Raw genomic sequence first — 23,591 nt, 5'->3', positions numbered from 1 at the left:
TGGACTTTCGAAACGATGACGAAAACGAAACTGAGCTACACACTGTCGGCATTTGCCCTTACCGCGGCAATGACCGGCTCGGCGCTTGCACAGACGTCCGCCGTACCGCAGGCGGCGGGCGCCGTTGCGATGGTCAACGGTACCGCGATCACACAGGTGGAAGTCGACGCAGTGCTGCGTGCATCGCGGCAACCGGATACGCCGCAGGTACGTCAGGCGATCAAGAATCAACTGATCGCACGTGTACTGATCCAGCAGGCAGCGGAGAAAGCGAACTATGGCAGCAAGCCGGAAGTCCAGGCGGCGATGCAGGTAGCCAAGTCCAACGCGGAGACGCAGCTATATCTGAAAGACAACGTGAAGCCGGAGCCGGTAACGGATGCGCAAGTCAAGTCGCGTTACGACGAGATCGTCGCGTCGCTCGGCAAGGACGAGTACAAGCCGCGATTGATCGTGGTTCGCGACGCCGCGACGGCAGCGACCGTGCTGAGCGAACTGAAAGCGGGCAAATCGTTTGAAGGACTTGCGCGTCAATACAGCATCGCGCCGAGCCGCGATACGGGCGGGGAACTGCCGTGGGTGAGTTTCAAGACGCCGGCGACGGAAGGCAAGACGTCTGGCCTGCCCGTCGCGATCGCACAGGCGCTTGAGAAGCTACCTGCCGGCGCCATCACACCCGAGTCAATTCCGGTCGACGGCGCACGGATGATCGTGAAGCTCGATGCGAAGCGGCCGACGCAGGTGCCGGCGTTCAAGCAGGCGCAGGCGACGATCCGTCAGCAACTCGAGGCGCTTGCGCTGGAAAAGGCGAGTGCGCAGTTCGTCGGCGGTTTGCTCAAGAGTGCGACGATTCAGCAGTAGGAATGACCGTCGGTATAGTGTTGCCGCATGTGCCATGCCACACTGCCGTCGTTGCGGATGGCTTGCGCTGAACCGTACATGAAGGCGGTCTCGTATCGAATCGTCGGAGTAGCGATGAGGCGGAAGATGGCGTGTGTCACAACCGGCCTGGGACACTCATTGAACGGGGGCAGCCATCGATTTCTTTCAGATTCTCGGCCGCTACTTCTGGCTGATTGCGATCGTGTTCAGTGCAGTCCAGTACGTGCATTGTTCGCGCAGACGCATGTCGACTCTACCGAGCGATACGCTTCGCGACCAGGCTCGTTTCTACGGCCGGATTCTTTTCGGATTGCAGATATTTCCGTGGATCGTGATGGGCACTGGCATCCTCTCCGGCCAAGCTCATGACATATGGGATTTTATGAACCCGTCGCATGGCGATGTACTGCTGGCGACGGCATTTTGGGGTGTCATTGCGGCCACGGCATCGGGAACCGCGTGGTGGATCTTCACTGGCGGCGCACGAAAGGTCGTCGAACTCAGGCTCATGGACCAGTTTGGCTACCCAGCCGAGAATGTTACGGAGCGTACTGTCAAGGCGATGGCCATCACCATGAGCATTGGCGTGATTGCGCTTTTGATCGGTTGCACGTTGATCGGCGGCCCGAGCCTGCGAAACGCCCTGACGAGTCTGACCGGCAACGCATCACCTGCTGTGTCTGGCGACGCCTATCGGATCGTATTCGACTGCGCCAACGGTGGATGTGCGAACTGGACGTTTCCGGCATTGGGGCTATGCTTCGTGGCGATCGGTGTTGTATTTGTCTGGTTTCGCAACGATCTTCCGATGCAGGGGCCTGCCTTCATGCGCAAGGTCTTCCCGTTCATCTGGTTGGGCTTTGCGATACTGTGGACAACCATCGCGTTCGGAAGCACGTATGGCGCCGCACATCGCATCAGGAATGCAATCGCTTCCGGTGAGGTTCGTGTGGTGGAAGGCGACGTGACTGCCTTCGAACCCATGCCTTATGGCGGTCACGCGATGGAGCGTTTCTGTGTCAGACAGGTATGCTTCTCCTACTCGGACTATGTGATAACGGGTGGCTTCAACAATACCGCATCGCATGGCGGACCGATCCGGTCCGGCTTGCCGGTCAAGGTCAGTTATGTTGACGGCTTGATCGTGAAGCTCGAAGTCGCACCGATGCAGTGAGCATAAACACAATCGAATTTCGACAAGATGAAAATAAAGACAGGCCTTTTCGGGGTGTTGCTGTCCGTTGCGACCGCAACGGCATATGGATTGGGCGTGCAGAGTACTCCTGCCGAACCGACGACGTCGGCGCCGGAAGCGAATCCGGCGATCAACTTGACGCCCGCGCAAATCACCGAACGCGCGCGCGCATACTTCGCGCAGAGCGGTCTGGATCCCGACTCGGAAAACGGGCAGATCATGACCGCATGGTTCACCCGGATCTTGCAAGATCCGGACTATATTGCCAAACTGCGCAGCCGGCGCGGCCTACTGGCCGGGGAGGCGGGCACGATGTTGCCCGCTGCCGAGCGCCTGAAGCTCCTTCGGCTCATGAAGATTATTTCCAGCGACTCGCAAAACGGTTGCGAGGCAGTGAAGCTGGCCAGTGGCGGCGATTTGGTGTCGCTGGCGAAGACGTCGTCGCCGAAGGTGCTGCGTAATTTGTTCGAACTGGTGGACATCGACGCCGCGAAGCGCGACGCATCATCGCAAGACGAGCATTACACCGTCGCGGAATTGCTTGAAGTCGAGGCACGCCTGAATGCAATCGCTTCGCGGCCGGAGTTTTTCAAGAAGGACACGCCGAGCAGTTGCGCATCGATCGGGCTTGTGTATGACCTGATCGATAGGCTTCCCGAGCCGGAACAGCGCCGTGCGACCTATGACTTCTTCAAGATGATGTCCGAAGGCAAGTCGGCGAGCGAGACCGTGCTTGCCGATCCCTTCGCGTATCGGGATGAAGTCTTCGACGATCGTCGCTTGCCGGACGCGATTCGCAGCCAGTTGCCGCCCGACGGCAGCCGGCCGTTTCCGTATGCGCGCCTGATCGTCGATGGTGAATGGGTGAACAAGATGACGCCGAAGGCTTCGGGGCCATATATCGACACCTATGTCAATCGACACAACAACGGCGTGGTCGTCGATCTGTTGACCCCGAAGAGCACGTCCGGGAACCCGCGCTGGGTGTCGTTCGACATGTGGTACGGAATCGCGGATCTGATGACCCAGGACGTCAACGGTCGCTTCGATGCAACGATGCTCGGTACACAAACGAAAACCTCGGCGATCGCGCTGGCGAACGAACCGATGACGGAGGGAAAGCGTGTCGAGATTGCGCTGCCGCAACCGTCCAGCCACGGCCAACTGACCCGTCGATGCGAAATCGGTAAGACGGAGCCCGCATCGTCGATCTTCGGCACGTTGACGGGCAACGCGATCAATCTGGATTGCAGCCAGGTCCACAAGGACGGGAAGACGGTTCGCGTTCGTTCCGTATGGCTGCCTGATTACGGAATCGAAATGAACAAGTCGATCGACGATGAAGACGGCAGGACCGACGTCATCATCAAGAACATCACAATCGTGAAGCCATGAAACCGGTGGGCAAACATCGGCGACGCGTTCCGGCGGGGCCGCGTACCGACTTCGTCGGACCTGCGCTGAAATGGTCGATCGGGGCCATAGGCTTGATCGCAGGGCTGACCGTCGGATTCGGTAGTACGGCTGCACTCCAGCCGACGGCGCCGCTTGCCGCGATGCCGGCAATTCGAAGTGCCGTGTCCGTTCCAGTCAACGACGACACGACGCCATGCTCGCTCGCACTGAACGTGCGATTCGGCAGCCTTCCGCTGAAGGACAAACCCGCGCGGATCCGCAGCTTGTGCAGGCAGGACGCAGGGACCGGCAACCTCACGGCCCGCGCGCTCTACGGTCAAATGGTGCTGCATGGCTACGCGGCTCGTCCTGACCCGCCGCGCGGGATGATGATCCTCGAATCGGCGGCGAGCGACGGTTCGACGGTGGCCAAGCGCGCACTGGGCTACATCTACTACGATGGTGTCGCGCAGCCGCGCGACCTGGCGGCGGCGCACGCGTGGTTCGTGTCGGCGGCGCGCGACGGCGACGCGGCGTCGGCGAACCAGCTCGGCGGGATGAGCGCTGACGGCGACGGCCAACCCGCCGACGATGTTGCGGCCTATCGCTATTTCGTGACGGCCGCCGAGGGCGGATCGCCGGCGGGCGCGACCAACGCGGGGAAATTCGCGCTGGCCGGCCGCGGCGTGGTGCGCGATCCGGTAGTCGCGGCGGCGTGGTTGTCGCGTGCGGCGGCGGGCGGCGAACCGAACGGGCAGTTCATTCTGGGCCTGATGCTCGTCCGGGGCGACGGGGTGCCGCGCGATGTCGGCGAGGGGACGAAGTGGCTGCGCGCCGCGGCGGACCAGAACCATACCGAAGCGCAGGCGGTGCTGGCCAATCTTTATCTTGCCGGCATCGGCATGCCACAGGACGCGCGTCGCGGCTTCAGCCTGATGTCGACCGCGGCGCTTGCCGGCTCGCCCTACGCGCAGCGCAGGCTCGGCGATCTGTACAACAGCGGGACGGGCGTGCCGCGCGACGCTGCGAAGGCGCGCGACTGGTACCGGAAGGCGGCGCTCGCCGGCGATGCGCAGGCGCGTTACGCATTGGCGAACCTCTATCTGTTCGGACGGGGCGGCCCGGTCGACAAGGAGGCGGCACTGGGATGGATGCAGGGCGCGGCGGATGCGGGCCTGGCCGTGGCCCAGAACGATCTCGGCGCGATGCTGCAGAACGGCCTGGGGACGCAGCCGAATCCGGTCGCCGCCAAACCGTGGTTCGAAAAGGCCGACGCGCAGGGTAATGGCGCCGCGGCGGCCAATCTGTCCCGTTACGCGGCGCGCGGCGACGATGAGCCGGTGGACATGCGCAAGGCGTTTCGACTGGCGAAGCGCGGTGCGGATCGCGGCGACGGCGCGGCCGCGCTGATGGCCGCCGGCATGGCCTGGCGCGGAGAAGGCACGAGCGTCGACCGGACGCAGGCGATGCAATGGTTTCGGTTCGCCGCGGATCACGGCAACGTCGAGGCGGCGCGCTGGGTCGGCTATCAATATCTGTCGGGTACCGCCGGCGTGCCACGCGACGAACAAACGGGCCTGCGCTACCTGACGCAGGCCGCCGACGCCGGCGATCACGCTGCCGGCGTATCGGTCGGCTTCTACCTGAACGAGCGCCATATGTCGTTCGCTGGCAGGACAGGGCTTCAATGGCTGGAGGATCTTGCGAGCCGCAAGGTACCCGCCGCGTATTCGGCGTTGGGCTCGGCCTATTGGCGCGCGCAGCCGGCGATCGCATTCGACTGGTTCACACGCGGCGCGACGCTGGGCGACGCCGGGTCGCAAGCGATGCTGTGCTCGATGTATCTGGATGGCAATGGCACGCCGCGCAATCCGGCCGATGCCGCGCGCTGGTGCCGCGCAGCGGCTGCTGGCAACAATGTCGGCGCGATGCGCATCCTCGCGTCGGTCGACAGAGGCTTCGTTACAGCCGACGAGCGGGCGTACTGGCAATGGAAACTCGCGGATCGCGGCGAAGCAACGTATCAGTCGACACTCGGCGATGCCTACGACCTCGGAGATGGCGTACCGGCGGACTTCGATGCGGCGATGTACTGGTTTCGCCGCGCGGCGGAGCAGGGCAACGTGTCGGCACAGGGTTCGCTCGCGTGGCACCTGTCGACCGGGCTCGGCGGACGCACCGACGACTACGAGGCCTTCGCATGGGCACTCCGTGCCGCGCCGTCGAGCGTCGAGGCGAAGCGGATGGTCGGTGTTGCTTATCTGCACGGACGTGGCGTCGCGCGCGATCCGAAAGCAGCGTCGACGTGGCTCGAAAGCGCGGTCGCAGCCGGTTCGCAATGGGCGGAAAGCGATCTTGCGCTGATGTACGAAACGGGCGACGGCGTGACCCTGAACGAGACCACTGCCTTGGACCTGCATCGCCGCGCCGCGCGACGGGGCTCGGCGGTCTCCGAGATCGCGCTGGCGCTGCGCAGCGTTGCGCCGGGAACGGAGGCGAGGCTGTCGGCCGGCGAGAAGCGCTGGCTGATACCGGCCGATCCGGTCGCCACGTTGTGGAGCGATCCGCCGGTCAACGCATCCGCGGCGGCCAATCGCCAATGGGAAGGCCTGTCGAGCCTGAACGAGGCATTGCTCGGCGATCCGTTCATGCAGTATGCGGTCGGTATCCGGTTCCTGACTGGCAACGGCCTGCCGAGAGACCGGGCGCTCGGCGCAGCATGGATCGAGCGTTCGCGCGCGAGCTTCGATGCAATAGCCGGTTTCCGGCAGTACGGTTCTGCCGCGGCGCGCGTCGAGGCGAGAATTGCTCAGCGACTGGATGACGCGGAAAAACAGCGTGCTGCCGATATCGCGGGGAATCTGAGCGCGACACTACATTGAGTACGGCCGGATGCAGCGAGTTCGGAGACGCATCCGGAATTCACGGTTCAATGACCACGAACATGAAAAATACCTTCAAGAACGCGTGGAACGGGGAAGAACGCTTATGGAAAGTCTGGTGGCTGATCGGCGTACCGCTCAGTCTGCTGTTCATCCCGTTGCTCACGCTGATTATCGGGCCGACTTTTCCGGCGCCGCTGCGTTTCGCGGCATTCGTCATGTATGTCGTCCCGTTCTGTGCATGGATCCGCTGCGCATGGATGTGCGCGCCGAACGTCGAAAATCGCATCTGGACGATCGTCGCGCGTGCCGTCATCGTCTATCGCGTAGGTTCGCTCGGATTCATCCTGCTCAGTTTGAATTGATCGAGCGAAATGACCGTGCTGCCGCGTTTCGTTTCCGGAAGCGGTGCATGGACACGATCCCGCTCGAGAGGGTGATCGTTACACATCCAGCACCGCCAGATCCCGCGGCAACGTCCGCTTGAACATCGCGAGGATCTGCCGCGCCGCCTTCGGCGGCAGCGTGATCGCGTGGCGCACGGCCGCCGCGATCTGGATCATCATCAGCCCGGCGAACGCGCTCCGTTGCGCGCGCGTCGTGCCGGGCGCCACCTCTCCCAACGCATCCGCGAACAACCCCGCCAGAAACTCCCCGTCCGCGCGGTCGAGTTCCTGCAGCGCGCGGTCGGCCTGCGTCGCGCGCCAGATGTCGCGCATCAGCGGCTCGTCGACGAACATCCGGTAGTAGCTGTCCGTGATGCGGGCCAGCGTGCCGTGCAGGTCGTCGAGCGTCTTCATCGCGGCGAGATCGCGCCGCACGCAGTCGTGCCCGGCCTCGTTGTAGCGCTCCGCGAGCGTGCCGATCACGGCCGCCTTGTCCGGAAAGTACTGGTACAGCGAACCGAACGAGATGCCCGTGCGTTCGACGATGTCGCTCATCCGGAACGCGTCGCAGCCTTTCTCGATCATCACTTCCGACGCGCACGCGAGGATGCGCTCGAACCGCTCGCGGCTGCGCTGCTGCGTCGGCACCAGCCGCGCGCGCGCCGGCGCGTCCGTTGCCGCCGCTTCGCGCTCGTCGTCCTGCCCCGATTTTTGTCGGCCCATGCCGCCTCCGGAAAAACTTGACGTTGCTAATGCGAGAGTCTATCGTGTTTTTTGAAACACGAGGAATTCTCGTATTTTAGCCAAAGGAGACGCACATGTCGGCACTTCCCATCCTCATCGTCGGCGGCTCGGGCAAGACGGGCGTCCGCGTCGATGCACGGCTGCGCGCACGCGGCATCGCGACCCGCCCCGTGTCGCGCACATCGGCCGTCCGCTTCGACTGGACGGCGCCCGCGACCTGGGCCGCCGCGCTCGACGGCGTGTCGGCCGCATACGTGACCTACCAGCCCGATCTGGCCGTCGACGGCGCGGTGGAAGCGATCGCCGCATTCGCGCGGCTCGCGCGGGAAAGCGGCGTCGAGCGCGTGGTGCTGCTGTCCGGGCGCGGCGAGCCCCGCGCGCAGGCGGCCGAGGCCGCGCTGCAGGCGTCGGGCGTCGGCTGGGGTGTCGTGCGTGCAAGCTGGTTCAACCAGAACTTCTCCGAGGGCTACCTGATCGACGGCGTGCTGGCCGGCGAAGTCGCGCTGCCGGCCGGCGCGGTGCGCGAGCCGTTCGTCGATGCGGACGACATCGCGGACGTGGCCGTGGCCGCGCTCACCGATGCGCGCTTCGCGAACCGCGTGATCGAGGTCACGGGCCCGCGCGCGCTGACGTTCGCCGAAGCCGTCGGCGAAATCGCGCGGGCCGCCGGCCGGCCGGTCGCTTATCGCGAGATTCCGCCCGACGCGTTCGTCGCGGGGCTGCGCGAGGCCGGCGTGCCGGAGCCGGTTGTCGCGCTGCTCGACGACCTGTTCGGCGTGGTGCTCGACGGGCGCAACAGCGCGGTGACGCACGGCATCGAGGTCACGCTCGGGCGGCCGGCGCGCGATTTCGCCGACTATGCGCGCGCGACGGCCGCGACCGGCGTGTGGAGCGCATGACCATGATCGCGCTCGCGACTTCCGCGTTGCTGTGGGGTTCGGCCATCGGCTGCGGGCTGATGGCCGGCGTGTACTTCGCGTTCTCGACGTTCGTGATGACGTCGCTCGCGCGGATTGCGCCGCATGCCGGCGTGGCCGCGATGAACGCGATCAACGTCGACATCGTGCGTTCGCCGTTCATGCCGCTCTTTCTCGGCACGACGCTGATGGCGTTCGCGCTGGTCGTGATAGCGCTGTTCGAGCGCGACCAGCCGGGCGCGATGGCGGCGGTCGCGGGCGGCGTGCTTTACGTGTTCGGCATGTTCGCGGTGACGATGGCCGTCAACGTGCCGCTCAACGATGCGCTTGCCGCGGCCGATCCGGCGACCGCGCACGGCGCGGCGCTGTGGACGCGCTACGTGCACGACTGGACGATGTGGAATCATGTGCGCACGGTGGCGTCGGCGGCGGCGTGTGCGTTTTTTATCGCGGGGATTGCGATGCGGTAGCAGCGCATGTCATGACGCGCGTGCGGCCCGCTCGGGCAACCGGTATTCGGCGATCGTGTCGGCATCGAATGCAAGCAGCGAACCGCGTATCGGATCGTGCCGTCGCGCGACGAAGCCCGGAAGTTGCCCGAGTGGCGCGCCCGACGCCACGTCCCAGATCGTCGTGCCGGCTGGCGTCGCGACATACAGCGATGCGCCGTCGCTGAACAGGTTGCCGACCCGATCGGGTTCGCTCGTCATTGGGATGCGCTGGTCCTGGGATTGCGGGGTTGAGGTCGTATCCAGAATGCGTACCCCGGGGCCTTGCCCGGTTTCGGCGAATTCATCCTCGTCCCAGTCGGCGAGCCCCCAGTACGCAATGTGCCGGTTGTCGACCCAGCAGGCGGGCGTATCCCAGTCGTCGCGCTGGGTCAGCCCGACGGCCGACGGGCCGTCTTCGCTTTCGAACGGATTGGCGTCGAGCCACGCGGCCATCGACCAGGCACGCGGGATCGAAAGAGGTTGCCAGACCCATCCGTCGTCGAACAGCCGGCTTCCATCGGGGCTCGGCACGAGCCGGCCGTGAAAGTAGTCGAGGTAGTGCGCTGGCCGGTCGTTGCTGGCGTACGGCGCAATCTCGCGCACGGTCAGCGATGCGCCAGTGGCCGGATCGGACGCGTCGAGCCGGTTCCATGCGGTGCGGTGCACGAAGATCGTGCGATCGCGATGGCGAAGAAAGCATGCACTGAACGGGACGGTATGTTCGTAGTAGTCGCCGCCGTCGAGGTGCATCGTCGGCGTACCGGACGCGACGTCGACGACGATGCCGTGCCGCCCGTAGTCGATCACGATCGCCGCGTATTTGCCGTCAGGCGAACCGTGCAGGTGATAGGCCGCCGTGCCGAACGCGGTGTTTTCCGCGGCTGGCGGGAGCGGCGGCAACGGCACGGAACAGCGCACCATGCGATGCCCGGTATCGAGATCGACGCCGTGCAGCGCGCCGTCCGCCGTCAATACAAGCAGATGGCCGTAGTCCGCTTGAACGGGGCAAGCGTCGACGATCGGCGCGTGTTCCCACGTGAGCGTATTCACGGGATGCGATTCGTGCGCCGATGCGGACAAGCGGCGTTGGCTGATCGGGTCAGCGTGCGGCCGTCGCAGCTTGCGAGCGTGGTGCCGCGCGGCACCCGGTGCGCGACGGCCGAGACATCGACGGCCCATGTGCAATACACGACGTTCTCGACGTCGCTCGCGAGTTGCAGGAACGGCAGACGCGACGGCAGCGCTCGGCGGGCGCGTAGCAACGGGTGGCTCGCGACGAGCCGGTTGGCGCGCCGGCCGATGAGGCCGGCCGACGGGTAGACGAAGGTGTTGTCAGGGCGCATGAGCGGCATTGTGCCGGTGTCGCGGTGCTGGCGGAAGAGGCGACGTCGCGCCGTGGTCAGTCAGTTTCCCGTTTCCGTTCCTCTTTTGCGCGATCGCGCCGCGGACTGGCAACTTCGTCGTGCCGAAGCGATCTGCGTTCAGGACTTGCCGAAGCGCGTCTCCCAGCCGCCGCCGAGTGCCTTGCACAGCGTGACGAGATGCATGGCCGCCTCGGCCTCGCTGGTTTCCTGCCGGCCTTGCGCATCGAACAACTGCCGCTGCGCGTTGAGCACGTCGAGATAATCGGCCGCGCCGGCCCGGTACTGTTGCTGCGCAATTGCCAGTGCGCGCTGGCTCAGCGTCACGATCGCGACGAGTCGATCGTGACGCTGCTGTTCGGCGTGATAGACCAACAGCGCATCGTCTACCTCGCGCCAGGCTTCGAGCACGGTGCGCTGATAGACGATCGCGGCTTCCTGCTGCTGGGCCCGGCGCAGGTTCAGCATGCCCGTCAGGCGCCCACCCTCGAAGATCGGCAGCGAGATCGACGGCCCGACCACGAACTGGCCCGACGCCCAGCTCGCGAGATTCGCGAGCTGGAGGCTCTGAAAACCGGCGCTGCCGTTCAGCGTGATGCGGGGATAGAAGTCGGCCTGCGCCACGCCGATGGCGGCGGTTGTCGCATGCAGCTGCGCCTCGGCCTGGCGGATGTCGGGCCGGCGTTGCGCGAGTTCGGACGGAAAGCCGATCGGCACGCTTGCCGGCAGCCCAGGCACCGCATGCGGCGCCTCGAGCATCGGGCTCAGCGCGCCGGGCGGTTGCGCGAGCAGCACGCCGATCGCATTGATGCGCGTCTCGCGGCGCGATTCCAGCATCGGCAGCCTGCTTTCGATCGACGCCACCTGCGCGGCGGCATTGGCGACATCGAGGTCGGTCGTCACGCCGTCCTTGCGGCGGATTTGTGCGAGTTTCTCCATGTCGCGCGCGATCGCGAGGTTTTGCCGGGCGATCTGCAACTGGGCCTGCGCGTCGCGCAGTTCGAGGTAGTCGCGTGCGAGTTCGGCGCGGGCCGATAGCAAGACCGCATTGCGTGCTTCGTACGAGGCCTGGGTCAGCGCATCGGCCGCCTCGACCCCACGCCGCACGCGGCCCCACAGATCGAGTTCCCACGAAGCATCGAAGCCGGCCTGGTAGAGGTTGTAGGCGGGCGAGCCCGACGAGCCGGGCGCGGCGGCCACGCCGAATGGCGCATCGCCCGACGCCGATTGCGTTGGGGCCGCGCTCGGCGGCACGCCCAGCAGCGAGAGGATGCCGTTCTCGCTGCCGCGCTCGCGTTCGTACGAGCCGGCGGCGGCGAGCGTCGGCATCTCGGCGGCGCGGGCTACGCGCCGCGCGGCCCGGCTTTGCCGCAGCCGCGCCGAGGCGGCCGCCACGTCCAGGTTGGCATCGGCCAGGCGCTGTTCGAGCGTATCCAGCACGGGGTCGTCGAACAGGGTCCACCAGTCGGCCTTGAAGGCGGCCTCGACGGGCTGGCTCGCGGCCTGCCGTGTCTGCGTGCGTACGAACACGGGCGGCACCGTGCTGGCCGGCGCCTCGAAGTTCGGGCCCATGGTGCAGGCCGTCATCGTGGCGCAGGCGAGCAGCGTCAGCAGCGACGCGCGCAGGAAACGGATCGGGTTCATCGCTGAGCCCCCTTGTTGCCGGTGGTCTCGCGATGCGCGCGCGTATCGACGCTGGCCTCGACGGAAAGCCCCACGCTCAGCGCGTCGGTCTGCCCGCGGGGCGCGTCGATGGCGATCTTGACCGGCACGCGCTGCACGACCTTGGTGAAATTGCCGGTGGCATTGTCGGGCGCGATCGGCGCGAAGCTCACCCCCGTGGCCGGTGCGAGGCTGTCGACATGACCCGCGATGCTGACGCCAGGCTGGCTGTCGATCCGGATGCGCACGCGATCGCCCGGATGCATCGCGCCGATTTGGTTCTCCTGGAAATTTGCGATCACGTAGGCATCGGCGAGCGGCACGATGGCGAGCAGGGGCGCGCCGGGCGTGACGAAGGCGCCGACGCGCGCGGTGCGCCGGCCCACCTTGCCGTCGACGGGCGCGCGCACTTCCGTATAGGACAGGTTCAGCTTCGCCTGCTCGAGGGTGGCCTCGGCGCGGGCCAGCGCGCCGTTCGCCTTGTCGCGCTGGGTGCCCAGCACGGCGAGGTTCTGGCTGATCGAGGCCAGCGCGGCCGCGTCGCCGGCGCGCTTGGCAAGCTGCCCGGCCAGCGTGCTGGCCGCGCGCTGCTGCTCCTGGGCGGTGCCTGCGCCGCTATCGGCCAGGTCGCGGTAACGCGCGTCGTTGGCCTGCGCGAATTGCAGGGCCGCGTCGTCGGCGCGCAGCGCGGCGCGCGCCTGGTCGACCAGTGCGGGCTGGCGTGCGATCTCGGCCTCGTCGTTGGCCACCGCGGCGCGCGCGGCTGCCACGTCAGCCTGCGCACTCGTCAGCGCGGCACGGAAGTCGCGGTCGTCGATGCGCAGCAGCAACTGGCCGGCATGCACGCGCTGGTTGTCGTCGACCAGCACCTCGACGAGCGGGCCGGCGACGCGTGGCGCGACCAGCGTGAAGTCGGCGGCAACATAGGCATCGTTGGTCGTTTCGGTATGCGAATCGATGAAGCGGTGCGTACCGGCGCAAGCCGCGACGCAGAGCGCGATCGCGAGCGCGGCGGCGGCAAGCGCCTTGTGCTTGGTTGGGATGGCGGATGACATGGCTATCGTCTCTCAGTGCGAGGAAGGAGGTTGAGGAGCCCACGGCGGTGCGATACGCACCGGCAGCAGCGGCACGAGCAGCAGCAGGGCGACGGCGATGCAGGCCGCCAGCCGGTACAGGTCGGCCGAGGCCAGCACCAGCGCCTGCTCGTGCAGCCGGTGTGCGAGCGGGGCGAGGCCGGATGCCGTATCGAGCCCGTCGCCCGCGACCAGTTGCGCCCGGTTGCCGAGCTGGTCCACCAGCCGGTTCGAATGCAGGTGCTCGCGGGCGGTGCCCAGCATGTCGAGCAGGCCGGTGGCCAGCGCCGCGGAAAAGGTCTTCAGCGAGTTGAACATCGCCGACGCGAACGGCCCTTCGGCGGGCGGCAGGCCGGTGGTGACGCCCATCAGGATCGGCACGATCAGCATCGGTTGCGCGACGATCTGCAGCGCCTGGAGCCAGTAGAAGTCGTCGCGGATCCAATCGGCGGTGATCCGGCTGCCCGCCACGCAGGTGAGCGCCATCAGCAGGCAGCCGGTGGCCAGCACCCAGCGCGAATCGACGCGCCGCAGGTTCAGCAGCGCCGCCGTCAGCGGCAGGCTCAGCAGCAGCGGCAGGGCCACCAGCAGCGACAGCGGTGCGGCCTGCAGCGGCCGATAGCCGTGCACGCCGGCGAGGTAGTGGCCCGGAATCGCGGCCACCGCGGTCAGCAGCATCACCGCGCCGGCCAGCGTGAGCAGTCCGTGCGTGAAGTTGCGGCGCGCCAGCAGTTGCAGCCGGAAGAACGGCAGCGGATGAAACCATTCGTTGACGAGGAAGGCAGCGAGCAGGGTCAGGCCGCCGGCCGCCAGTGCGCGGATTGCCGTCGACTCGAACCAGTCGAGGCGATCGCCCTGCAGCAACGCAACGACGAGCATTGCCGCGGCGGGGAACCCGGTCAGAAACCCGGTCCAGTTGAAGGCGCGCAGCCGTTCGGGTTTCGGCGTATCGGCGGGCAGGCCGTAGCCGATTGCCGCGCAGCAGGCGACGCCAAGCGGCACGATCTGCCAGAACGCCAGGCGCCAGTCGGCGAATTCGGTCCACAGCGCGGCGAGTGGCGTGCCGAGCGCGGGCCCGAAGGTGGCCGTCATCGCGTAGCCGGCGAGCCCGTACAGTTTCGCCTTCGGCGGCAGGTAGCGCAGGGCCACGATGATCAGCATCGGCGGCAGGCAGCCGCCCGCGACGCCCTGCAGGACGCGCAGCAGGGTCAGCGCGCCGAGGTCCGGCGCGAACGGGCACAGCACGCCCAGCAGCAGGGTCGCCACCACCGCGCCGATCGTGAAGCGCTTCAGCGTGAAGGTGACGCCGAACCACGGCGCGAACACCATGGTCGCCACGTTGGTCGCCTCGAACAACGCGGTGAGCCAACTGCCGTCGTCATGGCCGACCGAGAAGGCGCCGCGGATGTCGGCCATCGCGGCGGCGGTAACGTGTTCGTTGAGGATGGCCAGCAGGGACGCGAACAGCATGCCGACGAGGCCGGTCACGAGGCGCGGCGTCAGGACGGGCGACGGGGCGGCGCTGGCCTGCTGGGGCGTCGTTGCGGTTGCCGGCAAGAAAACGGTGTTCATGGTGTCGAGCGCTTCGAATAGGTTCGGATTGCCTGGGAATGGGCGGGCGGCGGTCACGAAACCGCTACCGTGAAAGCACGATACATTCTTCAGGATTTGCCGATAATTGGTCTTGATCGGGAATCATCCTCTCGAAAATCGGGAGGAAGTCGGCGCAAAAAAACGCCGGCGGATTCGCGCGCGGCGTGCATGTTTCGCAAGGGGAAAGCGGGCGGCGGAACACGGGCGTTCGTGGCGAACCAGGCGGCCTCGTGCGGCCGGGTCAGAGATCGCTGACGACCTGCGCGACGAACGCGGCGATGGCCGTGTCGTCGCGGGCGACGAAGATCCACTGGCCGACGGGCGTCGCGACAATCAGGCCCGCGTCGCGCAGCAGCGCGACGTGGGCCGACACGGTCGATTGCGACAACCCGCTGCGCGCCACGATCGACGAGAGCGGCGAGCCGTGGCACGAGTGGAGCCGCGCTGCGCCCGGGAACGTGTCCGGCGAGTTCGGTGACTTCAGCCAGCGCAGCACGTCCCGCCGAAACGGATGCGCCAGCGCCTTGTGGGCGAGGTTGAGATCGAGCATCGCGAACGCCGGATCAGCGCCGCCCCATGCAGCGATGCACGAGCGCGGCGGCGAGCCCGGCCGCGATGCCGAACGCGACCACGCCATGCCAGCCGAAGCGGGCCATCAGCGCGCCGCTGACGGTCGCGCCGAGCGCGCCGCCGACGAAGGTCGCGGTCATGTAGAGGCTGTTGATGCGGCCCTGCGCCTTCGGATCGGCGGCGAACGCACGCGTCTGGTTCGCGACCAGGCCGGCCTGCACGCCGATGTCGAGCACCACCACGCCGATCAGGAGCAGCGCGAGCGAGCTGCCGGCGCCGGCCAGGATCAGGTAGGAGACCGTCACGATCGCGATGCCCAGGCCGATCACGCGCCGCGTGCCGATCCGGTCCGACGCCCGGCCGCCGATCGTGGCGGCCAGCGCGCCCGCCGCGCCGATGAGGCCGAAGCCGCCGGCCCACGCGCTGCCAAGGTGCCAGGGCCCCTCGGCGAGCAGCGCCGCGAGATTGACCCAGAACGCATTGAACGCGGCCCACAGCAGCGCCTGCACGATCATCGATTCGCGGATCGGGCGATGCGCGCGCGCCAGCGTCCAGAGCGACGCGAGCAACCGGCCATAGGGCAGCATGGTGCTCGGCACGCCGCGCGGCAGCAGCCACGCGGCGGCGATTCCCACCGGCACCATCGCGGCGGCCTCGACGCCATACACCGCGCGCCAGCCATAGCGCGCGGCAATCAGGCCGCTGACCGCGCGGCCGAGCAGGATGCCGACCATGATGCCGGTGACGACCGTGCCGACATTGCGTCCGCGTTCGTTGGGCGCCGACATCACGGCCGCGAACGGCACCAGTTGCTGCGGGACGCAACTGACCACGCCGAGCGCGAACGCGGCGCCGACCAGCGCCCAGACACCCGTCGCGAGCGCGGACGCCACCGCGAACGCGAAGGCCAGCGCGATCTGGCCGAGCACCAGCTTGCGCCGGTCGTAGCGGTCGCCGAGCGGCAGCAGCAGCGCCAGCCCGGTCGCGAAGCCGAGCAGGGCCGCGCCGGCCACCAGGTCGGCCGTCGCCGGGTCGGCATGCAGGTCCTGCGCGATCAGCGGCAGGATCGGTTGCGTGCAGTAGATGTTGGTCACCACCGCGCCGGCGATGGCGGCCATCGCGACGATCTTGCCGCGCGACGCGGCGGCATGCGGCGCGGCGGCCGCGATGGGCGGCATGCCGGAGGCGAGGGGCAATTCGTTCATGGCAGGTTCCTTTCACGACGGTCTGTCATCGCAGGCAGCGGATACCGCCGGCGGGATGCGTGAAAGGAGCGTACCGCCTTGCACTGGGAAAGATAATCCAACAGAATCTGGAATCATCTTTCCGAAATTCGAGAGGCAACATGAACCGTCTCGAGTCGATGTCCCTGCTGGTGGCGGTGATCGATGCCGGCAGCATGTCGGCCGCCGCGCGCCAGCTCGGCATTCCGCTGGCGACCGTGAGCCGCAAGATCGCGGATCTCGAGTCCTACCTGAACACGCGGCTGCTGCATCGCACGACGCGGCAACTGTCGTTGACCGAGGCCGGGGAATCCTATGTCGCCGGGTGCCGGCGCATCCTCGACGACATTGCGGAAACCGAGCGCGCCGCCACCGGCGAGTACGCGGCGCCGCGCGGCGAGCTGATCGTCACCGCGCCGATCGTGTTCGGGCGTCTGCATATCGTGCCGGTGGTGGCCGCGTTCCTCGCCCACTATCCCGAGATCGACGTGCGCCTGGTGCTGACGGACCGCGTCACCCACCTGATGGAAGAGCAGATCGACGTCGCGCTGCGGATCGGCGAGCTGCCCGACAGCAGCTTCATGGCCACCCGTGTCGGCAGCGTGCGCCGCGTGGTCTGTGCGAGTCCGGCTTACCTGGCGGCGCATGGCACGCCCGGCGAGCCCGCCGAGCTGGCGCGGCATCAATGCATCACGTTCGAGGTGCTGGCTTCGCGGCGCGCGTGGGTGTTCGACGGCGAGAAGGGCGAACTGACGGTGCCCGTCCATTCGCGCTTCGCCGTGAATACGGCCGAGGCGGCCATCGATGCCGCCGTGCTCGGCGTGGGGCTGATCCGCGTGTTGTCTTACCAGGTCGCGCAGGCGTTGCGCGATCGCGCGCTCGACGTGGTGCTCGAAGCGTTCGAATCGCAGCCGCTGCCGGTCAGCCTGGTGCACAAGGGACAGGCGCCGATGCCGCTGAAGCTGCGCGCGTTCCTCGATTTCGTCGCGCCACGGCTGCGCGAACGCATCGCAGGGCTGACGCCTGGCGCGAGCGAGCCGGGCCAGCCGGCCGACCGCGCTGGTTCGAGGTCGATTGCCGACTAGGCGCTGTTATCCGGTGCTCGCATCCGTCGTACGTGCGGCCGGGCCATTCGCGAAAACGCGAACAGGGCCTAGAATCGCATGCGCCGTGCTCGAGGCCGCGGCGGCAATGCATCGCGTATCGCATGCCCATTGAACAACAACGGAACAACGGCGAACGCCGTTTCGCGACAGGAGTCGACATGGATCATCCGGCACAACCGCTTCAACCCGAATTCGTCGTGCGCGGCAGCCGTTTCGCGTTGCCGATGCTGCTGTTTGCGGTGATTGCCATCGGCGGCGGCTTCCTCTGGGCCGTGCAGTCCGATCCGTTCTTCAGTTTCAGCGCGTTCATCATGCCTTTCGTCGGGGCGCTGGGTGCGCTCGGGTACATGTTCGTGATGACCCGCGCGACCTTCTTCGACGACGACTTCAAGGTGCAGCGCATCTCGGTGCGTTACCGGGACGTCGTTGAAATCAAGCGCGGACCCTTTTCGCTGATCGTCCTGTATCAGATCAAGACCGGATCGGGCGCGATCAAGACGCGCAAGGTCAAGTTGCCGTTCCTGGAAATGCGCGAGGACGATCGCAAACGATGCCTGGAGATCTTTCGACAGCGCGTTCCCGGCGCATTCAAGTCGGATATCGGGGCGTAGAAGCAAAAGCATCCGGCGGCCGGCTGCTGCGCGTCGGCCGCGCCGCAACGGGTGGTCGTCAGTACCCCGATCCGCTGCTACCCTGATCGGTGACGATCGCCACCCCCGAGCTCGTGCCGAGCCGGGTTGCGCCGGCTTCGAGCATCGCGAGTGCGGCCGCGCGGTCGCGCACGCCGCCCGATGCCTTCACGCCGAGCGCGGGGCCGACCGTGCGGCGCATCAGCGCGACATCCGCGAGCGTCGCGCCGCCGTGGCCGAACCCCGTCGACGTCTTCACGAACGCGACGCCGAGATCGCGGCACATCTCGCACACGCGCACCTTCTCGTCGTCGGTCAGCAGCCCTGTTTCGAGGATCACCTTCAGCGGCACCGCGCCGCATGCCCGGTGCACGGTTTCGATGTCGGCCTTCACGTCGTCGGCGCGGCCGCTCTTCAGCGCGCCGAGGTTGATCACCATGTCGATCTCGCCGGCGCCCGAGCCGATTGCGGCCGTGGCTTCGAATGCCTTCGCGGCGGACAGCCCCGCGCCGAGCGGAAAGCCGACCACCGCGCACACGAGCACGCCGGTGCCGGACAGTTCGCGCGCGGCGAGCGGCACGTTCGCCGAATTCACGCAGACCGAGTAAAAGCGATGCTCCGCCGCCTGGCGGCAGAGTTCGCGGATCTGCGCGTCGCTCGCGTCGGGCGCGAGCAGCGTGTGATCGATGGTTTGGGCGAGCTGGGCGTTGGAAAGCGGCATGTTTCAGGACTCCACGGATCGTGTGCCGGCAGGGCACACGGAAAGTTGATGTTTTCACATCGGTTTGTTACAAATACGACATTCCGGCCGGGCCCGCGCGCCCGGCACGACAAGCGACGGATGCGGCGCGCACGCAGGATACAGGCATGGAAACAAAGAAGGGCGAACGGATCAAGACATTGATGAACGTGCTGCAAGGGCAGAACGCGATTCATCTGAGGGAAGTCGCCGAGCTGTTCGGCGTGTCCGAGATGACGATCCGCCGCGATCTCGCGGACAACCCGCACGGCCTCAGCCTGATCGGCGGCTACGTGACGCGCCATTTCGCCGCGCAGCGCAGCGACATCGGCGAGTACCTGATCAGCGCCGAGAACAACCGGCAGACCGAGGAGAAGCGCCGCATCGGCAAGCTTGCCGCGCAGTTTGTGACGACCGGCGACACGATCTTCGTCGACTGCGGCTCGACCACGCCGTTCATCGTCGACTTCATTGCCGACGACCTCGAATTCACGGCCGTTTGCAATTCGTTGAACGTGTTCGCGAAGCTGCAGCAGAAGCCGCATTGCAACGTGATCCTGTGCGGCGGCGCGTATCACCGCGAGAACATGGTGTTCGAGTCGGTGGCCGAGACGGGCATCCTCGACTCGGTGCGCGTATCGAAGGCGTTCATCTCGGCGGCCGGCGTGAGCGACCGTTGCGGCGTCACGTGCTTCAACTTCCACGAAGTCGACGCGAAGAAGAAGGTGATGGCGCGCGCGCAGAACCGCTTCCTGCTCGTCGATCATACGAAGTTCGACGAAGTGCGCGCGGCCTATTTCGCCGAACTGACCGACTTCAACTACGTGATCTCCGACGGGCAACTGAGCCGCCGCTACGAAACGGCGATCCGCGAACACGGGATCGCGCTGGTGACCTGACGCCACGCGGCCGCGCATCGCTTCACGCATTGCGTGCTTCCGCCGCGCTCAGGTAGCAAGTGACGACTTCGAAGCGGCGCGTCGCGCCCGGCGCGAGTGCCGCGACATGGCCCTTGCGGCGTTCGGCTTTATAAGCTTCCGGCTCGCAGGTCGACGGCCGCGCGAACGCGGCGGCCCAGATCATCTGGTCGAGATACGGCAGCACGACGAGGTGGCCGCGGCGGTTCTCGAGCTTCAGCGCCTCGACGCCGGACGGATACGCGAACGCGGTGACGGCGAGGCCGTCGGTGCGGTACGGCGTGCACGGTGCTTCGCGGAAGTCGTCGCGCCGCAGTTCGATCTCGCCTCGCATGGTCATGCGCCCGACGTGTTGCGCGTCGCGGCGTAGCGCGCGGGCGCGTTGCCGTCGGCGGCCGCGTCGGGCGTCGCGGCCGGCAGGTGGCGCAGGCAGTGGAAACCGTAATAGACGATCACGACGAAGCACGCGAGCGGCACGACGAACGCGAGCTGCATGTTGCCGCCGGTGTGGTCGGAGATCAGCCCCTGGATCAGCGGCACGACCGCGCCGCCGACGATGCTCATCACGAGGATCGAGCCGCCGTATTCGGTGTCCTTGCCGAGGCCGTCGATCGTGAGGCCATAGATCGTCGGCCAGCACGGGCCGAGGAACACGCTCACGCCCACCGCCGCATAGACGGCCGTGATGTTGTGCACGCTGATCGTGTATGCGAGCAGCGCGATGCACAGGATGCCGTAGACGATCAGCACCTTGGCCGGGCCGATGCGCTTCATCACGAGCGTCGCGACCAGCTTGCCGACGAAGAACGCGAAGAACGTCGCGAGCAGGTAGTGCGATGCGCCGCGCTCGGTGAGGCCGCCGATCTGCATCGCGAGCCGGATCGTGAAGCTCCACACGCCGACCTGCGCGCCGACGTACAGGAACTGCGCGACGACGCCCGCGACGAAGCGCCGGTTGCCGAACAGCCGCGCGAGCGTGCCGCGCGCGTCGATCCGGTGCGTGACCGCACCCGGCCCGTTGCCCTTGCAGGCCGGGTAGGGCGTGAGCGCAAACACGATGAACACGGCGACGAGCACGACGATCAGCCATTTATACGGCTCGAGCGTGGCCTGGATCATCGCGAGCTGGTGCACGTGCGCTTCGGCCGCCGACATCGCCGCGAGCTGCGCGTGCGATGCGTCGCCTTCCTTGAAGATCAGGAAGCTGCCCATGTAGACACCGGCCATCGCGCCGAACGGATAGAACGTCTGCGAGATGTTCAGCCGCCGCGTGCTGGTTTCGCGCGGGCCCATCAGCGTCGAATACGAGTTCGACGCCGTTTCGAGGAACGACAGGCCCGCGGCGATCACGAACAGCGCGACGAGGAACATCCCGTATTTCGCCATCGACGCGGCCGGGAAGAACAGCAGGCAACCGGTCGTGTAGAGCAGCAGGCCGACGAGGATCGTCGTCTTGTAGCTGAACTTCTTCACGACGGTCGCGGCCGGAATCGCGAGGAAGAAGTAGCCGAGATAGAACGCGGACTGCACGAACGCCGATTCGAAATCGGACAGGAAGAACGATTTCTTGAACTGCGCGATCAGCACGTCGTTCAGGTTCGCGGCGGTACCCCACAGCGCGAACAGGCAGCACAGCAGCGTGAACGCGAAAAGCGGCGTGCGGTTCAGATAATAGCCGTCGGGTGTGTGTTCGATCCTGGCTCGGCTCATGGGTGTCTCCTTCCCGGTTGTCTCGTCGATGAAGGCGCCGTTCAGAAGCCGGCGTCGCGGAGGAAGCGTTCGAACGTCGCGGCGTCGGCGTACGACTTCTGCGTGCCGAGGCCCGTGACCGAATGCGCGGCGTATGCGGACGCGTAATGCATCGCGTCGACGGCGTTGCGCGACGCCGCGTAGCAGCGCGCGAAGCAGCCGATATACGCGTCGCCGGCGCCCGTCGTGTCGCGTGCGTCGACCGGTACGCCCGGCACGTGCCGCACGCCGTCGTGCGACACGAGCAACGAGCCCTGGCTGCCGAGCGTAACGAGCACGTGCTTCAGGCCGCGCGCGACCAGCGCCTCGGCGGCGCGTGCCGCGGTCTCGCGCGAATCGACCGGCATGCCCGACACGATCGCGAGCTCGGTTTCGTTCGGCACGAAGAATTCGACGGAGCGGATCCGCTCGAAATCGAGGTCGGCCACCGCGGGCGCGGGATTCAGCAGCACGGGAATGCCGTGTCGCGCGCCGAATTCGATCGCGTGATAGACGGTGTCGAGTTCGATCTCGAGCTGCAGCACGATCAGCGCGCATTCGACGAGATTCGGCGCGGCCGCGTCGATGTCGGCCGGCTTCAGGTGGCGGTTCGCGCCCTTGACGATCAGGATGCTGTTGCTCGAATCGGGCTCGACGAAGATCGGCGCGACGCCGCTCGGCACGCCGGCGACTTTGCGCACGTGCGTGGTGTCGATGCCTTCGCGCTCGAAGTTGCGGATCGTGTTGTCGGCGAATACATCGTCGCCGACCTTCGTGACCATCACGACGTGCGCGCCGAGGCGCGCGGCCGCGACGGCCTGGTTCGCGCCCTTGCCGCCGCAGCCGAGCTCGAAGTTCGGCGCCTCGAGCGTTTCGCCCCGGGCGGGCATGCGCGCGACATAGGTTACGAGGTCGACCATGTTGCTGCCGATGACGGCGATTGTCTCCATCTGCGTCTCTTCCTTGGTATGGCTGCGCCGCACGCGTGGTCGGCGGCGGCCTGCAACGAGTGATAATAAAATCACAATAAATGTGAAAATGCAATCGTCTAATGTTAGGGTGCTCACTATGTGGAATTGGCGCGCCGGGTGGTTGCCGCGCGTTCATGTGTCGACATACAAAAAAGGTCGCACTTACGAGAAGGGGATGGAAATGTGCAAAAAAGACCGCACCTCGCATTTCATTATGTGATAAATGGAGGTAACTGATTGATATCAATCTACTTTATTTCATGCTGCGTTTGGAGGGCTTGAGAGTCGGCAGGGGCGTGCAAAAGTTGCCCGTCGAGAATATTGATTGGTATTTCTAAGTTAATGCGCGCACTAAGTCGATGTGGCAAAGGAAAGCGATATCCTTTCACAATGCTTTCTAATTGGGGCGGAAATCCACTCAATGCGAGCAGGTTGAATGACCTGACGTTGGCGCTCTCCCCGCGGGTGACAGAAGACGAAGGGCGGAGCACGGATGAACGTGGCGCCGACTGCACGGGCGGCTCAACATGGGCCCCGTTTGGGGCGACGACAGACTTACAGGACTGCGTGACATGACCCGTCCTGATGGGTCATCAGCACGGCGCAGATCCGGCCGGTGTTCGCGGTCCATTGCCAGATGTACCTTGCGCCACGTGCGACGTTTGGACCAGCCATGCTTGCGTACCTTCCACTCGCCTTCGCCGTAACCGTTGTCGTCGATGAACAGCAAGTGCCTAGACCGCAGCGTCTAGTAAGGGATTCATGATGTGAATGCCATGCGATTCAAAAGAAAAAGTTCAAGGAGACCTGATCACTCGATATGCTCGGAAAATCTCTTCCGTTTCGTAGCGGGGCGACTTTTCCACTAACGGGGGCGTCGTTGCAAGTGGTCACTGGGTGTACTGCGCATATGGCTGCGACTACATCAATGCGTACAACTCCGCAGGAGTAAACTTTGAACGAAATGCCCTGGATCAAATCGTATCCCCCCGGCGTGCGGTGGGACACCGACATTGAGCCAATGACGGTCCACCAAATGCTTGATGATGCGGCCGCGAAATGGGGTGATCGACCCGCGCTACAGTTTATGGACAAGCGCCTTACCTACTCGGAGCTACAGTCGCATG

22 protein-coding genes and 1 pseudogene are annotated in these 23,591 nt (G+C 66.1%); 10 read left to right on the top strand and 13 right to left on the bottom strand.

Annotation, left to right across the window (positions count from 1 at the left end; all coding sequences use genetic code 11):
* Positions 1-15 precede the first annotated feature (15 nt).
* The 5 genes from BFF94_RS27290 to BFF94_RS27270 all read left to right on the top strand — a co-directional run bounded on the left by BFF94_RS27290 (position 16) and on the right by BFF94_RS27270 (position 6,719).
* On the top strand, positions 16-861 hold the full coding sequence (locus BFF94_RS27290) for a peptidylprolyl isomerase (protein ID WP_128848673.1): 846 nt from the start codon (positions 16-18) through the stop codon (positions 859-861).
* A gap of 265 nt (positions 862-1,126) precedes the next feature.
* Positions 1,127-2,056 (top strand): hypothetical protein, encoded by a 930-nt coding sequence (locus tag BFF94_RS27285; protein ID WP_128848675.1) that lies wholly within the window; start codon positions 1,127-1,129, stop codon positions 2,054-2,056.
* A gap of 27 nt (positions 2,057-2,083) precedes the next feature.
* Entirely contained in the window at positions 2,084-3,472 is a 1,389-nt protein-coding gene (locus tag BFF94_RS27280) for a hypothetical protein (protein ID WP_219140077.1), read from the top strand.
* A gap of 182 nt (positions 3,473-3,654) precedes the next feature.
* A complete protein-coding gene (locus BFF94_RS27275; RefSeq protein WP_219140076.1) occupies positions 3,655-6,354 on the top strand; it encodes a tetratricopeptide repeat protein in 2,700 nt (899 codons plus the stop codon).
* Between the two features lie 50 nt (positions 6,355-6,404).
* The gene (locus tag BFF94_RS27270) at positions 6,405-6,719 is read left to right on the top strand and encodes a hypothetical protein (RefSeq protein WP_219140075.1); all 315 of its coding nucleotides are present in this window, start codon (positions 6,405-6,407) and stop codon (positions 6,717-6,719) included.
* 78 nt (positions 6,720-6,797) lie between these two features.
* Here the strand turns inward: BFF94_RS27270 and BFF94_RS27265 are convergent, their stop codons facing one another.
* Positions 6,798-7,463, bottom strand: a complete 666-nt coding sequence (locus BFF94_RS27265; RefSeq protein ID WP_128848687.1) for a TetR/AcrR family transcriptional regulator — start codon at positions 7,461-7,463, stop codon at positions 6,798-6,800.
* A gap of 95 nt (positions 7,464-7,558) precedes the next feature.
* Between BFF94_RS27265 and BFF94_RS27260 the strand changes: the two genes are divergently transcribed.
* Together BFF94_RS27260 and BFF94_RS27255 are read left to right on the top strand one after the other, a co-directional pair.
* Positions 7,559-8,383, top strand: coding sequence for an NmrA family NAD(P)-binding protein (locus BFF94_RS27260; RefSeq protein ID WP_219140074.1), 825 nt, complete (start codon positions 7,559-7,561; stop codon positions 8,381-8,383).
* 2 nt (positions 8,384-8,385) lie between these two features.
* Positions 8,386-8,871 (top strand): anthrone oxygenase family protein, encoded by a 486-nt coding sequence (locus BFF94_RS27255; RefSeq protein WP_128848701.1) that lies wholly within the window; start codon positions 8,386-8,388, stop codon positions 8,869-8,871.
* A 9-nt stretch (positions 8,872-8,880) separates the two neighbouring features.
* Here BFF94_RS27255 and BFF94_RS27250 read toward each other — a convergent pair whose 3' ends face one another.
* From BFF94_RS27250 to BFF94_RS27220, 7 genes are all read right to left on the bottom strand, one after another.
* Positions 8,881-9,942, bottom strand: a complete 1,062-nt coding sequence (locus tag BFF94_RS27250) for a hypothetical protein (protein ID WP_128848692.1) — start codon at positions 9,940-9,942, stop codon at positions 8,881-8,883.
* Positions 9,939-10,244, bottom strand: a complete 306-nt coding sequence (locus BFF94_RS27245) for a hypothetical protein (RefSeq protein WP_246637415.1) — start codon at positions 10,242-10,244, stop codon at positions 9,939-9,941. The genes BFF94_RS27250 and BFF94_RS27245 overlap by 4 nt, the downstream gene beginning before the upstream one ends.
* A 129-nt stretch (positions 10,245-10,373) precedes the next feature.
* A complete protein-coding gene (locus tag BFF94_RS27240; RefSeq protein WP_219140073.1) occupies positions 10,374-11,897 on the bottom strand; it encodes an efflux transporter outer membrane subunit in 1,524 nt (507 codons plus the stop codon).
* Positions 11,894-12,970 (bottom strand): HlyD family secretion protein, encoded by a 1,077-nt coding sequence (locus tag BFF94_RS27235; RefSeq protein ID WP_219140072.1) that lies wholly within the window; start codon positions 12,968-12,970, stop codon positions 11,894-11,896. Before BFF94_RS27235 ends, BFF94_RS27240 begins: the two co-directional genes overlap by 4 nt.
* Positions 12,971-12,982: 12 nt before the next feature.
* On the bottom strand, positions 12,983-14,560 hold the full coding sequence (locus BFF94_RS27230; protein ID WP_219140089.1) for an MFS transporter: 1,578 nt from the start codon (positions 14,558-14,560) through the stop codon (positions 12,983-12,985).
* 262 nt (positions 14,561-14,822) lie between these two features.
* Positions 14,823-15,131, bottom strand: a complete 309-nt coding sequence (locus tag BFF94_RS27225; RefSeq protein WP_128847572.1) for an ArsR/SmtB family transcription factor — start codon at positions 15,129-15,131, stop codon at positions 14,823-14,825.
* A gap of 13 nt (positions 15,132-15,144) precedes the next feature.
* The gene (locus tag BFF94_RS27220; RefSeq protein ID WP_372454335.1) at positions 15,145-16,356 is read right to left on the bottom strand and encodes an MFS transporter; all 1,212 of its coding nucleotides are present in this window, start codon (positions 16,354-16,356) and stop codon (positions 15,145-15,147) included.
* A 140-nt stretch (positions 16,357-16,496) separates the two neighbouring features.
* On the opposite strand from BFF94_RS27220, the gene BFF94_RS27215 reads away from it, so the two are divergent.
* Entirely contained in the window at positions 16,497-17,459 is a 963-nt protein-coding gene (locus BFF94_RS27215) for a LysR family transcriptional regulator (RefSeq protein ID WP_246637414.1), read from the top strand.
* Positions 17,460-17,677: 218 nt separating this feature from the next.
* On the top strand, positions 17,678-18,091 hold the full coding sequence (locus BFF94_RS27210; protein ID WP_128844600.1) for a hypothetical protein: 414 nt from the start codon (positions 17,678-17,680) through the stop codon (positions 18,089-18,091).
* 58 nt (positions 18,092-18,149) lie between these two features.
* On the opposite strand, the gene deoC is transcribed toward BFF94_RS27210, so the two are convergent.
* On the bottom strand, positions 18,150-18,830 hold the full coding sequence (gene deoC / locus BFF94_RS27205) for a deoxyribose-phosphate aldolase (RefSeq protein WP_128844603.1): 681 nt from the start codon (positions 18,828-18,830) through the stop codon (positions 18,150-18,152).
* Between the two features lie 146 nt (positions 18,831-18,976).
* Between deoC and deoR the strand changes: the two genes are divergently transcribed.
* On the top strand, positions 18,977-19,747 hold the full coding sequence (gene deoR / locus BFF94_RS27200) for a DNA-binding transcriptional repressor DeoR (RefSeq protein ID WP_128844605.1): 771 nt from the start codon (positions 18,977-18,979) through the stop codon (positions 19,745-19,747).
* Between the two features lie 22 nt (positions 19,748-19,769).
* Here the strand turns inward: deoR and BFF94_RS37995 are convergent, their stop codons facing one another.
* The 4 genes and pseudogenes from BFF94_RS37995 to BFF94_RS27180 all read right to left on the bottom strand — a co-directional run.
* The gene (locus BFF94_RS37995) at positions 19,770-20,105 is read right to left on the bottom strand and encodes a hypothetical protein (protein ID WP_246637413.1); all 336 of its coding nucleotides are present in this window, start codon (positions 20,103-20,105) and stop codon (positions 19,770-19,772) included.
* Positions 20,102-21,475 (bottom strand): L-fucose:H+ symporter permease, encoded by a 1,374-nt coding sequence (gene fucP, locus BFF94_RS27190; RefSeq protein WP_128844609.1) that lies wholly within the window; start codon positions 21,473-21,475, stop codon positions 20,102-20,104. The genes BFF94_RS37995 and fucP overlap by 4 nt, the downstream gene beginning before the upstream one ends.
* Before the next feature lie 41 nt (positions 21,476-21,516).
* Positions 21,517-22,443 (bottom strand): ribokinase, encoded by a 927-nt coding sequence (gene rbsK / locus BFF94_RS27185; RefSeq protein ID WP_128844611.1) that lies wholly within the window; start codon positions 22,441-22,443, stop codon positions 21,517-21,519.
* Positions 22,444-23,043: 600 nt separating this feature from the next.
* Positions 23,044-23,170, bottom strand: a pseudogene (locus BFF94_RS27180) (IS5/IS1182 family transposase); the annotation flags it as partial.
* Positions 23,171-23,591: the final 421 nt, after the last annotated feature.

Source organism: Burkholderia catarinensis, from assembly GCF_001883705.2.
Classification (GTDB): Bacteria; Pseudomonadota; Gammaproteobacteria; order Burkholderiales; family Burkholderiaceae; genus Burkholderia; species Burkholderia catarinensis.
The sequence above is the reverse complement of the archived record's forward strand: the minus strand, read 5'-3'. Positions and strand labels throughout refer to the sequence as shown.

Coding starts and splice junctions, on each gene's coding strand:
- BFF94_RS27230 (WP_219140089.1), bottom strand. CDS start 14,560: ATGAACACCGTTTTCTTGCCGGCAACCGCAACGACGCCCCAGCAGGCC.
- BFF94_RS27290 (WP_128848673.1), top strand. CDS start 16: ATGACGAAAACGAAACTGAGCTACACACTGTCGGCATTTGCCCTTACC.
- BFF94_RS27235 (WP_219140072.1), bottom strand. CDS start 12,970: ATGTCATCCGCCATCCCAACCAAGCACAAGGCGCTTGCCGCCGCCGCG.
- BFF94_RS27260 (WP_219140074.1), top strand. CDS start 7,559: ATGTCGGCACTTCCCATCCTCATCGTCGGCGGCTCGGGCAAGACGGGC.
- BFF94_RS27225 (WP_128847572.1), bottom strand. CDS start 15,131: ATGCTCGATCTCAACCTCGCCCACAAGGCGCTGGCGCATCCGTTTCGG.
- BFF94_RS37995 (WP_246637413.1), bottom strand. CDS start 20,105: ATGACCATGCGAGGCGAGATCGAACTGCGGCGCGACGACTTCCGCGAA.
- BFF94_RS27245 (WP_246637415.1), bottom strand. CDS start 10,244: ATGCCGCTCATGCGCCCTGACAACACCTTCGTCTACCCGTCGGCCGGC.
- BFF94_RS27280 (WP_219140077.1), top strand. CDS start 2,084: ATGAAAATAAAGACAGGCCTTTTCGGGGTGTTGCTGTCCGTTGCGACC.
- deoR (WP_128844605.1), top strand. CDS start 18,977: ATGGAAACAAAGAAGGGCGAACGGATCAAGACATTGATGAACGTGCTG.
- BFF94_RS27240 (WP_219140073.1), bottom strand. CDS start 11,897: ATGAACCCGATCCGTTTCCTGCGCGCGTCGCTGCTGACGCTGCTCGCC.
- deoC (WP_128844603.1), bottom strand. CDS start 18,830: ATGCCGCTTTCCAACGCCCAGCTCGCCCAAACCATCGATCACACGCTG.
- BFF94_RS27220 (WP_372454335.1), bottom strand. CDS start 16,356: ATGAACGAATTGCCCCTCGCCTCCGGCATGCCGCCCATCGCGGCCGCC.
- BFF94_RS27215 (WP_246637414.1), top strand. CDS start 16,497: ATGAACCGTCTCGAGTCGATGTCCCTGCTGGTGGCGGTGATCGATGCC.
- BFF94_RS27265 (WP_128848687.1), bottom strand. CDS start 7,463: ATGGGCCGACAAAAATCGGGGCAGGACGACGAGCGCGAAGCGGCGGCA.
- fucP (WP_128844609.1), bottom strand. CDS start 21,475: ATGAGCCGAGCCAGGATCGAACACACACCCGACGGCTATTATCTGAAC.
- BFF94_RS27255 (WP_128848701.1), top strand. CDS start 8,386: ATGATCGCGCTCGCGACTTCCGCGTTGCTGTGGGGTTCGGCCATCGGC.
- BFF94_RS27285 (WP_128848675.1), top strand. CDS start 1,127: ATGTCGACTCTACCGAGCGATACGCTTCGCGACCAGGCTCGTTTCTAC.
- rbsK (WP_128844611.1), bottom strand. CDS start 22,443: ATGGAGACAATCGCCGTCATCGGCAGCAACATGGTCGACCTCGTAACC.
- BFF94_RS27270 (WP_219140075.1), top strand. CDS start 6,405: ATGACCACGAACATGAAAAATACCTTCAAGAACGCGTGGAACGGGGAA.